Source organism: Rhodococcus shunpengi (assembly GCF_048381395.1).
Lineage (GTDB): Bacteria > Actinomycetota > Actinomycetes > Mycobacteriales > Mycobacteriaceae > Rhodococcus.
In genome coordinates this window covers 740,515-754,415 of the sequence record NZ_JBLWIU010000034.1, presented here as the reverse complement: position 1 = coordinate 754,415, position 13,901 = coordinate 740,515, and the positions used below count along the sequence as shown (strand labels likewise).

Here is a 13,901-nt window from a genome sequence, read left to right as displayed (position 1 = left end):
TAAGCCCTACGAGGAGTTCGGATCCTTGCGCGCCGAACCGTTTCTCGCCGCTGCTGTAGTGCAGGCGGGGCCCGGTTCGGCGCGCGAGGTCATTTCGGTCATCCGAGACAGGTCGGGCATCATCCGTTCGAGCACCGGCCGCCATCGCGCCGCATCATCCGGGAAACACGTGCTCAGCAGCTCGACCATCGCCGACGGAGCGATCGAGGCGCCGGGCGACGCCCCGAGCAACCCGGCGATGCTGCCGTCCGCGCTCGCCACGACCTCCGTGCCGAAGGCCAGAACCCCGATCCTACGACGATCGGGCTTGACGAGCTGGGCCCGCTGACCCGCGTCGATCAACTCCCAGTCGGACTCCCGTGCCTCGGGACAGGACCGCTGGTCCAGGCGCACGGCGAAGCGCTCGCTGCCATGGTTCGGGACGGTCGGCTCGATCTCGCCGTCATCATTCCTCCGCCGGAGGATCTACCGGTCACCGTGCTCGCCCAGCAGCGACTGTTGCTCCACCTCCCGAGCAGCCATCGCCTCGCCGGCCGTGCCTGCCTCGACCTGCGCGAGCTCGCGGACGACCACTTCATCGCGAGCCCGCCCGACTACCACATCCGCAGAGAGCTCGAAACTGTGTGCGGCGAAGCAGGATTCGAACCGTACATCGCGTTCGAGATCAGTGAGTTCGAAACGATCCGGGCACTGGTCGCCCAGGGCCTCGGGGTTGCACTGCTACCTCGCTCCGAAACGCCTGTCCCCGGAATCGTCACCGTGCCGGTCGCCGGAATCGCGAATCGCACCATCGGACTGACGACCGGTACGCGGACGCCGACCCCGGCGGTCGCGCGACTGCACGCTCACATCGCCGAGCACGCCGCCAGATTCGACGATCGCCGGTTCGATTCATAGGCATCCCTCTCGAACGCCGGAGACGGTGCACACCTTCGCGAGCCGTGCGCCATCTTCTGCGTCGCCGGTGCCGACGAGGCGCAAGCTCCGGGTTCGATTGGTCGCCGGCGGGGTATGCCACACAGATGCGATCGTCTGCAACGAGTGTTACCCGACAGCGCTGTCGGCAGTTCTCGGAGACGAGGACGTCGTTCGGACTGCGGCATCCAGACCGGCAGGTGGAGCCTATTTATTCGAGCAGATCAACACCACATTCGGCGATTCGGTAAACGCATCGACCTTCGAGCCCGTCGTCGCTTTTCCCTGACCTACCTACCGTCGAGGAGTTCTCCATGACAGCAACAGATCTCGGTTCCACCGCCACGTTCGCCGGGAAACCGGTCGCCTCCCAGTTCATCGATGGGCAGTGGCGCGAGGGACGCTCCGACCGCGTCCTGACCGACACCAATCCGTTCGACGACAGCGTGGTCGCCACGATCCGCCTCGCCTCCGCCGAGGACGTCGACGCCGCCTACACCTCCGCCCGGGCAGCACAGGTCGAGTGGGCCACGACCGGTCCCGCCGACCGCGCCGCGGTCCTGCGTCGCGCCGCGCAGATTCTCGAACAACGACGAGCCGAGATCATCGACTGGCTGGTCGCCGAGTCCGGCTCGACGCGGATCAAGGCCGATACCGAAGTCTCCCTGGCCATCGGCATCACTCAGGAGGCGGCATCGTTCCCGTCCCGGGTCCACGGATCGATCTTCGATTCGAACACCCCGAACCGTGAGATGCGGGTGTACCGCAAGCCCATCGGAGTGGTCGGGGTGATCAGCCCGTGGAATTTCCCGCTGCACCTGTCGCAGCGATCGGTGGCACCGGCGTTGGCGTTGGGCAATGCCGTGGTGATCAAGCCGGCCTCGGACACTCCGGTGACCGGCGGTCTGTTGATCGCTCGGATCTTCGAGGAAGCAGGCCTACCGGCGGGGGTGTTGTCGGTCGTGATCGGCTCCGGTTCGGAGATCGGCGACGCTTTCGTCGAGCATCCCGTCCCGCGGTTGATCTCCTTCACCGGCTCGACACCGGTCGGCAAGCAGGTCGGTGCGGTCGCCACCGGTGGTGAGCACCTCAAGAAGGTGGCACTCGAATTGGGCGGCAACGCACCCCTCGTGGTCCTCGACGACGCCGACCTCGACGCGGCCGTCGAGGCAGCGGTGACCGGGTCGTTCCTGCATTCCGGACAGATCTGCATGGCTGTGAACCGCATCATCGTGCAGGCGCCGGTGTACGACGATTTCGTCGAACGGTTCACCCGAGCCGCGCAAGCCGTGCCCTACGGCGATCCCTCCGCAGATGGCACTTTGGTCGGGCCCGTCGTCAACGATTCGCAGTTGAAGGGCCTCGAGGAGAAGATCGAGCAGGCCCGGAACGCCGGAGCACGCGTTGCGCTCGGTGGGGAGATCGACGGCCGGGTCGTGCCTCCGCACGTGTTCGTCGACGTCACGCCCGACATGGAGATCGCCCGCGAGGAGATCTTCGGCCCGATGGTCGCGGTCCTGCGCGCCGATGACGAAGCACACGCCCTCGAACTGGCCAACGACCACGAATTCGGTCTGTCCAGCGCGGTCTTCACGCAGAACATCGACCGCGGACTGCAATTCGCGCATCGGGTCGAGGCAGGCATGACGTTCATCAACGAGATGACCGTTCAGGACGAGGCGCACGTGGCATTCGGTGGCGAACGCAACTCCGGTCTCGGACGATTCAACGGCGAGTGGGCGATCGAGGAGTTCACCACCGATCACACCATCGGCGTGACTCGGCTGGTGTAGACACGCGTCAGTGCCTCCGCCACGCCGACAGCGTCGACGATCGTCGCGGCCGTACGGCGTAACTCGACCGCACGCAGTCGGCATTCACGGCCGCGTCACAGCTACCGACCGACGTCGATACGGAAGACTGCCGTCTGCACCCTGCGCAGACTCGGGGTGCAGACGGCAGACGTCATAGGGCGATCAGACCGAGTGAGGGGGCGAACATCCTCCGTCGCCGGTGAGAACGCCGGCCCGGCCTGCGTTGCGTTCACCGTCTCCGCTTTGTACGCTCCGTGCGTGGCAGGATTGTCGACAATCCTACAAACTGGGAGGTGGCCGATGGTGTTCCTTGAACCGACGCGCCCATATTCTCTGCGGTCTCCGTTCCCGACGCGGCGCACGCGATGAACGACGACCATCTCACCATAGGACAGCGCCCCAGCGTCTCCTCCACGGACGAGGACGTCCGGATCCGACTCCTTGCCGACCGACTCCAGGCGCTGGGCATCCCGATCGATAGCTCCCCACGTCGACGGGCCGAGTACTCCTACGACGCCTCCAACTACCGGGTGCCACCGGCGGCCGTGGTCTTTCCTCGGTCGGTGGACGACGTCGTGGCGGTGGTGAGTGCCTGCGGCGAGACCGGGATCCCGCTGGTCAGCAGAGGGGGCGGGACGTCGATGGCGGGTAACGCCGTCGGCCCCGGTGTCGTCGTCGACTTCTCCCGGCACATGAACCGCATCCTCGCCATCGACGAGACGTCCGGTGTCGCCGACGTCGAACCGGGCGTCGTGCTCGCGACCCTCACACGGGCGGCCGAGGACGCGTCCTCCGGCCGGGTGACCTTCGCCCCCGATCCCTCGTCGAAGAACCGGGCCACGGTCGGTGGCGCGCTGGGCAACGACGCCTGCGGAAACCACTCGGTGCGCTACGGCCGCATGTCCGATCACGTCCACGAGATCGACCTCGTCACCGCCGACGGGTTCCGGCTCACCGCTGCGCAGCGAGGCCTACGTGCCACCGATCCCGACGACGCGGCCGCTGCGGCTCGCGCGGAACAGCTCGACGCCGAGCTCACCGCGCTGGCGGCGGAGCACCTGTTCGAGTTCCGCACCGAACTCGGGAGGATCCAACGGCAGGTCTCGGGCTACCACCTCGACAATCTGTTGCCGGAGAAGCGGTTCGACGTCGCCCGTGCGCTTGTCGGATCCGAGGGAACGTGCGCGGTGATCGTCGGGGCCCGCGTCAAGCTGGTTCCCCGCCCGTCCAGCGCGTTGCTGGTCTGCCTCGGCTACGACGACGTGGTCGACGCGGCCCGCGACATCGGAACCATCCTGGAATTCTCCCCTGCGGCAGTCGAGGGTGTCGACGCGGCGATCGTCGAGACCATGCGGTTCCGCCGGGGCGAGAACTCCGTCCTCGGCCTGCCCGCGGGAAACGCGTGGCTCTACGTCGACTTGGACGGTAACGACCCGGACTCGGTGACCACCGCCGCTGACGCACTGCTCGACAAACTTCGCCGGAACGGCCGTCTCGTCGACAGCCGCATCGCGGCCGACACCACCGAGCGCGCTTCCCTGTGGCGGGTGCGCGAGGACGGCGCCGGACTCTCGTCCCGCCTGGCATCCGGCGGTGAATCCTGGCCGGGCTGGGAGGATTCCGCCGTCGCGCCGGAGAACCTCGCCGATTACCTGCAGGACTTTCGCGCACTGCTCGACCGGCACGGTCTGCAGGGCGTGATGTACGGGCACTTCGGCGCCGGCTGCATGCACATCCGCATCACCTACGACCTGCGCACCGAGGAGGGCCGGCAGGTCTTCCGCGAGTTCACCTTCGAGGCCGCACATCTGGTGGTCCGTCACGGCGGATCGCTCTCCGGAGAACACGGCGACGGCCGTGCCCGCTCGGAACTGCTGCCGGTGATGTACTCCCCGCGGATGATGAGCGCATTCCGCGCGTTTCGCTCGATCTGGGACCCGAAGGGCATCCTGAATCCGGGATCGCTGACCGACCCGGCGCGGATCGATGCCGATCTGGCGTTGGCGGGCGTTCCCGAACGCACCTGGCGTACCCACTACGACCTGTACCCGATCGAGGCCGTCCGCCCCGACGGCGCGCGGCCGCAACACACCCCCGACCCGTGGATACACGCCGTCCAGGGCTGCATCGGCGTCGGACGATGCCGATCCGACTCCGGTGGCGTGATGTGCCCGAGCTACCGCGCGACCCGCGACGAGAAGGACTCCACTCGCGGCCGGGCCCGGGTCCTGCAGGAGATGGTGCGCGGCGCCCGCACGCTCGAACAAGGGTGGAAATCCGAGGAGGTGCGTGAGGCACTCGATCTGTGCCTGTCGTGCAAGGCCTGCTCGACCGACTGCCCGGCCGGCGTCGACATGGCCACCTACAAATCCGAGTTCTTCTCGCACTACTACGACGGCACACGACGACCGGTATCGCACTATTCGCTGGGTTGGCTGCCACGCTGGCTCCGCGTCACGGGTTTGGCAGCACCGCTGGTCAACGCGGTCCTGCGCACTTCTCTCGCGAAGCGCGCCGCCGCACTCGGCGGCATCTCCCCCGACCGGGTACTTCCGCCCTTCGCCCCCCGGCGAGCCTGGAAGAAGGCCGTGAGCGACGCGCTGAGCGGCCGGTCCGGTTCGACGCCCGTGGTGCTGTTCGTCGACACCTTCACTCGGGGGTTGCGGCCGGAGGTCGCCGGTGCCGCCGCCCGCGTGCTCGCCTCGGCGGATCAGCAGGTGAGCTGCTCCGCGGACGCGTGCTGTGGACTGACGTGGATTTCCACCGGTCAGCTCGACACCGCGAAGAAGAAACTCTCCCACGCCGCCCGCACACTCGACGACGGCACCGACCGGCCGATCGTCGTCATCGAGCCGAGTTGCGCGGCCGCACTGCGCAAGGACCTGCCCGAGCTGGTGCCTACCGAGGCTGCGCGTCGCGTCGCCGCACGGGTCCACAGCTTCGCGTCCTACGTGGACACCTTGGTGCGCAACGGTTGGACACCCGCCCCTGTACCGCCGCTGCCGAACGAGATGGTGCTGCAGACGCACTGCCACGAGTACTCCGTGTTCGGCGCCGGAAGCCATCGCCGGATCCTGACCGCAGCGGGAGTCGACGACGTCCGCGACGCAGTCGGATGCTGCGGCGTGGCAGGCAACTTCGGATTCGAGAAACAACACCACGACATCAGCATGAAGGTCGCCGAGACCTCCCTCGCGCCGGCACTGCGCGCGGCCGGCGACGATTCCGCGGTGGTCACGGACGGCTTTTCGTGCGCGATGCAGGTCGCGCAGATCGGTTTATCCGCCCCGGGGCAACATCTCGCAGAACTGCTCGATCCCGGGCCGCGAATGTCGATGAACAACACCATCTCCGAGGAGGAAAGCGCATGACCGACGCAACGATTGCCGGGACACGGGTGGGCGTCTCCGACGCAGTGTCCCGAGTCAGCACTGGATTGTTCATCGACGGTGAGTGGGTCGAATCGACCACCGGCGAACGATTCGACGTCGTCGCCCCGGCGACCGAGGAGGTCGTCGCGACCGTCGCGAACGGCAACGCCGACGACGCCCGGCGTGCCATCGAGACCTGCGCTCGCGTGCAGAAACAGTGGGCGAAGACCGCTCCGCGCGAACGCAGCGTCATCCTTCGCCGGGCCTACGAGCTCATCCTGGACCGGCAGGACGAGTTCGCGACCATCATGACCACCGAGATGGGAAAGCCCTTCGCCGAGGCGAAGGGCGAGGTCGCCTACGCTGCAGAGTTCTTCCGGTGGTTCTCCGAGGAAGCCGTCCGCATCGGCGGTGATGTGACCAGCACCGGCGACGGCGCTACCCGCATTCTGGTGTCCAAGGAACCGGTGGGACCCTGTGTCCTCGTCACGCCGTGGAACTTCCCGCTCGCCATGGGCACTCGCAAGATCGGACCCGCGATCGCGGCCGGGTGCACCATCGTCTTCAAACCCTCGGAGCTGACGCCGTTGACCTCGCTGGCCCTGGTCGACGTGCTCATCGAGGCCGGTGTGCCGAAGGGTGTGCTGAACGTCGTGCCCACCACCGCACCCGGGGAGGTCGTCTCCACCTGGATGTCCAGCGGCATCGCACGCAAGATCAGTTTCACCGGTTCGACCGCGGTGGGCATCCGATTGCTCGAACAGGCATCCCAGCACGTCATGCGCAGCTCGATGGAACTGGGAGGGAATGCCCCGTTCGTCGTGTTCGAGGACGCGGATCTCGACCGGGCCGTCGATGGCGCGCTCGTCGCGAAGATGCGCAACATGGGTGAGGCGTGCACCGCGGCGAACCGCATCTTCGTGCAGCGCGCGGTCGCCGATCGGTTCGCCGAGAAGCTCGCTGCCCGTATGGATGCCCTCGCCGTCGGGGACGGCCTGGTCGAGGGCACCCAGGTCGGTCCGCTGGTCGAGGAGAAGGCCCTGGCGAAGGTGGAACGTCTCGTCGCCGATGCCGTGGAACGCGGAGCGCGCGTCGTGTGCGGCGGTAGCCGGTCCGAGGGACCCGGCTACTTCTACCCACCCACCGTCCTCGCCGACGTGTCGAAGGACTCCGCATTGATGAGCGAGGAGATCTTCGGGCCGGTCGCACCCATCGTCGTCTTCGATACCGAGGACGAGGTCGTCGAGATCGCCAACAACACGCCCTGGGGATTGGCCGGATACATCTTCACCCAGGACGTCGACCGCAGTTTCCGTGTCAGCGAAGCGCTCGAGGTCGGCATGGTCGGGCTGAACACCGGCATCGTGTCCAACCCCGCGGCACCGTTCGGCGGCATCAAGGCATCGGGTCTCGGACGTGAGGGGAGCACCATCGGTATCGACGAGTTCCTCGAGGTCAAGTACGTCGCTGTCCCTCGTCGCTGACGCATCGATCGCTGTTCCGCCGATCCTCGCGCGCCGAACCGATTTTCGCCGCCGCTGCAACGCGCGCGAAGCCCGGTTCGGCGCGCAGGGTCGGTACGGCCTACCCGTGTAGGTCAGGAATCCCCTGGTCACGCAACGGTTCCTGCTCGGCGGGCCGCAGTGCCGCACCACTTCGCGAGCGCGGCATCGAGACCCTCCGTCGAGCCCTCCCCCACCCAGGCCACGTGCCCGTCCGGGCGCACGAGCACAGCCGACGGCGCCACGACCTCACCGAGCAACGGCAACTCCCAGGCGCCGTCGTAGCGCACCCGCACGAGGTCGACGCGTTCAGCAAGATCACCGGAATCGATTGGTGGACCGTCGAATTGCAGCAGAAGCGGACGAGCCCGGTGCATGAGCCCGAACACGCGCAGCGGCTTCTCCTCGGCGATGATGTCGAGATCCGGCATGCGCCGTCCCAGCAGCGGGTGTCCCTCACCGAGGTCGTAGGCGACGTCGAGACCGGAGATCAACGCCGCGATCGGTGATCCGGCATCGCCGACGCGAAGCACCTCGTCGATCAGATCGCGGAGGGCCTCCTGGCGCGGATCGGCCTTCTGGAAAAGAGATTGGGCCATCGTGAATTTCAGCGCCCGCGCTCCGGCCGGGTGCCGTTCGGCGTGATAGGTGTCGAGCAGGTCCTCCCCCGAGACCCCGCGCACGACCTGCCCGAGTTTCCAGCCGAGATTGACGGCATCCTGGATGCCCAGGCCGATACCCAGTCCGCCGGTGGGTGAATGCACGTGTGCGGCGTCGCCCGCGAGCAGGACCCGGCCCGCGCGATAGGTCGTCGCCTGCCTGGTCGCGTCGGTGAACCGCGAGAGCCAGGTGGGATCGTGCACACCGAAATCGGTGCCGAACACGTGGACCAGTTCTCGTCGCAGGTCGTCGAGCGTCGGCATCGTGGGAGGTCCCAGTTCGGCTTCGGTCACCACGACCCGCGCTCGGCTCTCCCCCATCGAATACAGACCGTGAACACCGCGCTCGTCGATCTTCGCGTCGGTAGGGAGTTCCTCGGTGACCCGTACTTCGGCGATAAGGCTGCTGCGTGTCGCAGCCGACCCTTCGAATCCGACCCCGGCCGCGCGGCGTACGACACTGCGCCCGCCGTCGGCACCCACCACGTATCGAGCCTGCGCCGTCTCCCCTGATGCGAGCCGAAGGTGCACGTTGTCCTCGTCCGCGTGAACCCCGACGACCTCGATGTTCCGCCGGATCGGCACGTCGAGTTCCTCGATCCACCGCAGCAGCAGCCGTTCGATGTGGTTCTGGAACAACGCCAGCGTGTACGGATGGCGGGTGGGCAGACGGCCCACGTCGAGCCTGGTGCCCCCGAAGGTCGCGGTGTTCACCGTTCGCCCCTCGGCAAGGAACCGCTCGGCGATCCCTCGTTGATCGAGCAGTTCGATGGTGCGGGCGTGGATACCACCACCCCGCGACCCTGCGAGATCCTGCGATTCGCGACGTTCGAGTACGACGACGTCTGCGCCCGCAAGGCGCAACTCCCCCGCCAGCATCATTCCCGTCGGCCCGCACCCGACCACTGCGACCTCATGCATGTCCGCCCCTCTCCACGACACCGGACGGGCAGTATGAGCCCCAGGTGGGGGCTTGCGACAAGCCCCCACCTGCGCGATACCGTGGAAACGGGACGGGACGACGAGCGTCGGAAACGCGACGGGACGACGACCGTCCCGGGTCAGCCCTCGAGGATGCGCTTGATCGCGTCCAAGGTCTCCGGAATTCCGCTGCGGGCGGCCTGTTCCCGCGCAGCGATCTGGGCAGGTGCCTCCGCCCCGAACTTCTCGTGGAAGAACTTCTGCCCCGCATCGGTGAACTCCCAGGTCTCCGTCAGTTCCGTGCCGGCGTCCGCGGGCTTGATGACGTAGCTCCAGCGCACGAGGCCGGGACCGACCGACCACGCGAATTCGCGGCCCGGGGAGGCGACGACGACCTCCGACCGGGTCTCCCAGGTGCGTTCGGGGGTGACGTTCCGACCGGTGAAGAAGGAACCGACCTCGGGGCCCTGCCCTTCGTCCCACCAGCATTCCGCGCAGACGGGCGACCATTCACCGGTGCGGGTGACATCGGAGACGAGGGCGTACACCTCGTCGGGGGTGGCGGAAACGACGACGGAGGACTCGAAGGTCAGAGGTGTGGTCTGCATGGCCACCATCCTGCCCGACGAGACCTCCGGAATCGGCAGCAACACCCTGAGAAGTACGGATCAGGACACGAGATTGCTTGCCGCCCACGCCATGTGCGATCGCACTGTGGACGCAGCCGTGTCGGCATCGCCGGTTTCGATGGCGTCGACGATGGCACTGTGACGCCCGACGTCCATGTTTCCGACCGCCTTCTCCAGACCGGCGAACATGATGGACATGCGGATCGATCCCTCGAGCGACTGCCACGAGTGCATGAGCGTTTCGTTGCCGGTCAGACGGCAGAGCAAGCGGTGAAAGTTCAGGTCGGACTCGATGCGCGCCTCGAGGTCGTTCTCGGCATGAGCCATCGCCTCGAGAGCTTCGCGCAGGGCCGGGATCACCGAGGCCCGGTCGTCCCGCTCCGCGAGGTCGCGGACGGCCAACGCTTCCAGGGCCGCGCGCACGGCGAAGATGTCGCCGATCTCCTTGGCGTCGAGGTGGCGAACGTAGAGGCGACCGCGGGCACCGGCAGAGATCAGACCTTCCTGCTGCAGCTGGCGCATCGCCTCGCGCAGGGTCCCCCGGCTGATCTGGAGCATCTCGGACAGCTCGGTTTCGACGAGGGGGCTGCTCGGGGCGAGCGCGCCGCTCGTGATCGCGGTGCGCAGAGCGGTGACGGCCTGCTGGCGCAGGCTGGTCCTCTCGAGCCCCAGCAGCGCAGCGGGTTGAGCAGCCATGAGTTGCCTCCAGGTGTCAGCGGCCGACTGTCGACAACAGTCTGTCGACAATGATACGGGTCCCGCACCGAGCTGGGTACGGGACCCGTACAGCGTGTCGGTCAGCCGAGCTCGTCGAGCACCCGCGCGACCACCCGCTCGGTGCTCAATCCGTACCGGTCGTGGAGAGTCGGAAGCGCGCCGGCATCGAGGAACCGGTCGGGCAGACCGATGGGGACGACCCTTTTTCCCAGACCCGCCCCCACGACCGCCGCAGCGACGGTTTCGAACAGCCCACCCACGACGGTGTGGTTCTCGAGGGTGACCGCCAGCCGGTCGGTGTCGATCTCCGCCAGTACCGTCGCCGCATCGAACGGCTTGATGGTGGGCGTGTGGACCACCCCGACGTCCACATGGTGGGTGGCCAGCACGTCCGCCGCCTGCAACGCCCGCATGGTCATCAGCCCGCTGGTAACGAAGACGACGTCGTTCCCGCCGCGCAGCACCTTCGCCTTGCCGAGTTCGAAGCGGTAGTCGTACTCGTCGAGGACGGTGGCGACCTTGCCCCGCAGCAAGCGGAGATAGGTGGGCCCCTCACTCGCGGCGAGCTGCGGCACGGCCTGTTCGATGTCGATCGAGTCGCACGGATCGACGATCGTCAGGTTGGGCATGCCGCGGAAGATGGCGATGTCCTCGGTGGCCTGGTGGCTGGGTCCGTATCCGGTGGTCAGGCCGGGGAGTCCGCCGACGATGTTGACGTTGAGGTTCGGCTCGGCGATGTCCAGGCACAGGAAGTCGTAGGCCCGGCGGGCGGCGAACACCGAGTAGGTCGATGCGAACGGGATCAGGCCGGTCTCGGCCATGCCCGCCGCGGCGCCGAGAAGCAACTGCTCGGCCATGCCCATCTGGAAGAACCGGTCCGGGAACGCCTCGGCGAAGATGTGCATGTCGGTGTACTTCGCGAGATCGGCGGACAGGCCGACGATCCGGTCGTCCTCCTGGGCGGCCGCGACCAGCGCGTGGCCGAACGGTGCGGCGGTGGTCCGCTGCCCCGGGTCGACGAAGGAGGCGATCATCGCCGAGGTCTTGAGCTTGGGAGCGGTGGTGGTCATCGGACGTCCTCGCGGTTGTGGCCGGCGGTCAGCTGGTCGCGGCAGATCTGCCATTCGTCTTCGTCGATGCGCATGAAGTGCGCCTTCTCGCGGGTTTCGAGCAACGGAACGCCCTTGCCGACGCGGGTGTCGCACAGGACGATCGCCGGGGATCCGGTCGGGGCGGCCTCGGCGAGGGCCGCATCGAACGCGTCGAGCAGCGCAGCGGTGTCGTTGCCGTCGACCCGGTAGGTGCGCCACCCGCAGGCCGTCCATTTGTCGTGGACCGGTTCCGTGCTCAGCACTCCGCGGGTGGCGCCGTCGGCCTGCAGTGCGTTGATGTCGACCATCGCAATGAGGTTGCCGAGCCGGTGGTGGTGCGCGCTCATGGCCGCTTCCCAGGTCGACCCTTCGTCGAGTTCGCCGTCCGACAGGAAGTTGAAGACCCGTGCCGGCGAATCCTGGTGCCGCAGGCCCAGTGCCATGCCGACCGCGATCGGAAGGCCGTGGCCGAGCGAGCCGCCGGAGATCTCCATGCCGGGGGTATAGGTCGACATGCCCGACATCGGCAGGCGCGAATCGTCCGAGCCGTAGGTGAGCAACTCGTCGTGGGAGATGATCCCCGCCTCCGCGAGCGCCGCGTACAGGCCGATGGCGTAGTGGCCTGTCGACAGGAGGAACCGGTCGCGGCCGTCCCAGTGCGGGTCGTCGGCGCGGAAGCGCAGATGGTCTCCGTAGACGGTGGCGAGGATGTCCGCGGCGCCGAGCGCCTGGCCGACGTAGCCCTGGCCCTGTTCCTGGCCCATGTCGATCACGTTGTGCCGGAGTCGGTAGGCGAATTCGTCGATGGCGGCGAGTCGCTCGTTCCGGGTCGGGGCGATGTCGGGACGGGGATGCGCTGTGGTGGTCACAGAAGTTCCTTTTCCTTGGTGCTCGATGCCGCGGCGGCCCCACCGGACAGGGGGCCCCCGGGGCTATCGGAAGGGTGTGAGTTCGACCGGCCGGCCTGATCGGCGAGACGACGCTCGGTCGGTCCCCAGGTCTCACGGGTGACGAGGGCGCAGACGAGACCGACGAGGCCGTAGAAGCTGAAGAGCAGGGCCGGGCCGATCCAGCCGAAAGCGAAGTAGAGCAGCGCGGTGATGAACGGGGTGAACCCGGAGACCATCGCCGAGATCTGGTAGGCCAGCGATGCGCCCGAGGCGCGGCGGGCTGCCTGGAACAGTTCGGGGAACCAGGCACCCTGCGCTCCGGCAAGGGCGTTCTGGCAGACGGCGTACGCGATCACGACGGTGGCCAGGATCAGCACGAACGTGCCGGTGTTGACCAGGAGGAACATCGGGACCCCGAAGAGGGCGGCGAACGCGCAGACTCCGAGATACACCGGGCGGCGGCCGATACGGTCGGTCAAGGTGGCCCAGCCGATCGTGGCGAAGATGCCGATCGCCGAGGCCACACACAGCGCCAGCAGGGTTTCCGATTTCCCGGCGAGGCCGTTCTCGTGCAGGTAGGAGATCATGTAGGTGATCGAGACGGCGTAGCCGGCGGTTTCGGCCACGCGCAGGCCTATGCCGCGGAGGATGTCGCGCCAGTCCTTCTTGACGGAGTCCAGGATCGGGGAGGCAACGATCTCGCCGCTGTCCTTGACGTCCTCGAAGACCGGGGACTCGGGCACCTTGGACCGGATGATCAGTCCGACGACGACGAGGACGATGCTCGCGAGGAACGGCACCCGCCACGCCCAGTCGCCACCGAGGTGGACGCTGAACAGGAATACGAGGTTGGCCAACAGCAGCCCGACGGGGAATCCCGCTTGGACGATGCCGGTATAGCGGCCCTTCGATTTCCACGGCGCGTGTTCGTAACTCATCAGGATCGCTCCGCCCCATTCGGCGCCGAAGGCGAGTCCCTGGATGATGCGGACGGTCACCAGCAGCGCCGGTGCGACGAGACCGACCTGGCCGTAGGTCGGAAGCAGGCCGATGGCGAAGGTGGCCAGGCCCATGACGATCAGTGAGGCGACGAGGACCGGCTTGCGCCCCACCTTGTCTCCGAGGTGGCCACCGAGGATCCCCCCGAGAGGTCGTGCGGCGAATCCGACGCCGAGGGTGGCGAAGGCGGCGAGGGTTCCGATGACGGGATCACCGCTGGGGAAGAAGGCCGTCCCGAAGTACAACGCTGCGGCGGTGCCGAAGCCGATGAAGTCGTAGGTCTCGATGACGGCGCCGACAGAGGAACCGATCGCGACGCGTTTGGCGTCCTTGGTGCCCTCGACGGGACCTCGCATCTTAAGAGCTTCTGTGCTCATGAATTTCTCCTTGCGG

The 13,901-nt window shown here is 67.4% G+C and carries 11 protein-coding genes; 4 read left to right on the top strand and 7 right to left on the bottom strand.

The annotated features are described in order from the left end of the window. Positions 1–6: 6 nt before the first annotated feature. A complete protein-coding gene (locus ACNJ7K_RS23705) occupies positions 7–393 on the bottom strand; it encodes a malate:quinone oxidoreductase (RefSeq protein ID WP_487042271.1) in 387 nt (128 codons plus the stop codon). Positions 394–411: 18 nt separating this feature from the next. Between ACNJ7K_RS23705 and ACNJ7K_RS23700 the strand changes: the two genes are divergently transcribed. The 4 genes from ACNJ7K_RS23700 (at position 412) to ACNJ7K_RS23685 (ending at position 7,584) form a co-directional block, all read left to right on the top strand. Then, positions 412–897, top strand: a complete 486-nt coding sequence (locus ACNJ7K_RS23700; protein ID WP_487042270.1) for a LysR substrate-binding domain-containing protein — start codon at positions 412–414, stop codon at positions 895–897. A 332-nt stretch (positions 898–1,229) separates the two neighbouring features. Next, positions 1,230–2,708, top strand: a complete 1,479-nt coding sequence (locus tag ACNJ7K_RS23695) for an aldehyde dehydrogenase family protein (protein WP_120282575.1) — start codon at positions 1,230–1,232, stop codon at positions 2,706–2,708. A gap of 386 nt (positions 2,709–3,094) precedes the next feature. Next, a complete protein-coding gene (locus tag ACNJ7K_RS23690; RefSeq protein ID WP_487042269.1) occupies positions 3,095–6,100 on the top strand; it encodes an FAD-binding and (Fe-S)-binding domain-containing protein in 3,006 nt (1,001 codons plus the stop codon). After that, positions 6,097–7,584 (top strand): NAD-dependent succinate-semialdehyde dehydrogenase, encoded by a 1,488-nt coding sequence (locus tag ACNJ7K_RS23685; RefSeq protein WP_487042268.1) that lies wholly within the window; start codon positions 6,097–6,099, stop codon positions 7,582–7,584. Before ACNJ7K_RS23690 ends, ACNJ7K_RS23685 begins: the two co-directional genes overlap by 4 nt. Before the next feature lie 128 nt (positions 7,585–7,712). Here ACNJ7K_RS23685 and ACNJ7K_RS23680 read toward each other — a convergent pair whose 3' ends face one another. The 6 genes from ACNJ7K_RS23680 to ACNJ7K_RS23655 all read right to left on the bottom strand — a co-directional run bounded on the left by ACNJ7K_RS23680 (position 7,713) and on the right by ACNJ7K_RS23655 (position 13,885). Further along, positions 7,713–9,182 carry an FAD-dependent monooxygenase gene (locus ACNJ7K_RS23680; protein ID WP_487042267.1) on the bottom strand — a complete coding sequence of 490 codons (1,470 nt, stop codon included), beginning with the start codon at positions 9,180–9,182 and terminating at the stop codon, positions 7,713–7,715. A 140-nt stretch (positions 9,183–9,322) separates the two neighbouring features. Then, on the bottom strand, positions 9,323–9,799 hold the full coding sequence (locus tag ACNJ7K_RS23675) for an SRPBCC family protein (RefSeq protein WP_159419227.1): 477 nt from the start codon (positions 9,797–9,799) through the stop codon (positions 9,323–9,325). A 51-nt stretch (positions 9,800–9,850) separates the two neighbouring features. Next, entirely contained in the window at positions 9,851–10,507 is a 657-nt protein-coding gene (locus tag ACNJ7K_RS23670; RefSeq protein ID WP_487042266.1) for a GntR family transcriptional regulator, read from the bottom strand. A gap of 101 nt (positions 10,508–10,608) precedes the next feature. Continuing rightward, the gene (locus ACNJ7K_RS23665; protein ID WP_487042265.1) at positions 10,609–11,598 is read right to left on the bottom strand and encodes a transketolase family protein; all 990 of its coding nucleotides are present in this window, start codon (positions 11,596–11,598) and stop codon (positions 10,609–10,611) included. Next, entirely contained in the window at positions 11,595–12,488 is an 894-nt protein-coding gene (locus ACNJ7K_RS23660; protein WP_159418344.1) for a transketolase, read from the bottom strand. Before ACNJ7K_RS23660 ends, ACNJ7K_RS23665 begins: the two co-directional genes overlap by 4 nt. Beyond that, positions 12,485–13,885, bottom strand: coding sequence for an MFS transporter (locus ACNJ7K_RS23655; protein WP_487042264.1), 1,401 nt, complete (start codon positions 13,883–13,885; stop codon positions 12,485–12,487). The genes ACNJ7K_RS23660 and ACNJ7K_RS23655 overlap by 4 nt, the downstream gene beginning before the upstream one ends. Between the last annotated feature and the right edge of the window lie 16 nt (positions 13,886–13,901).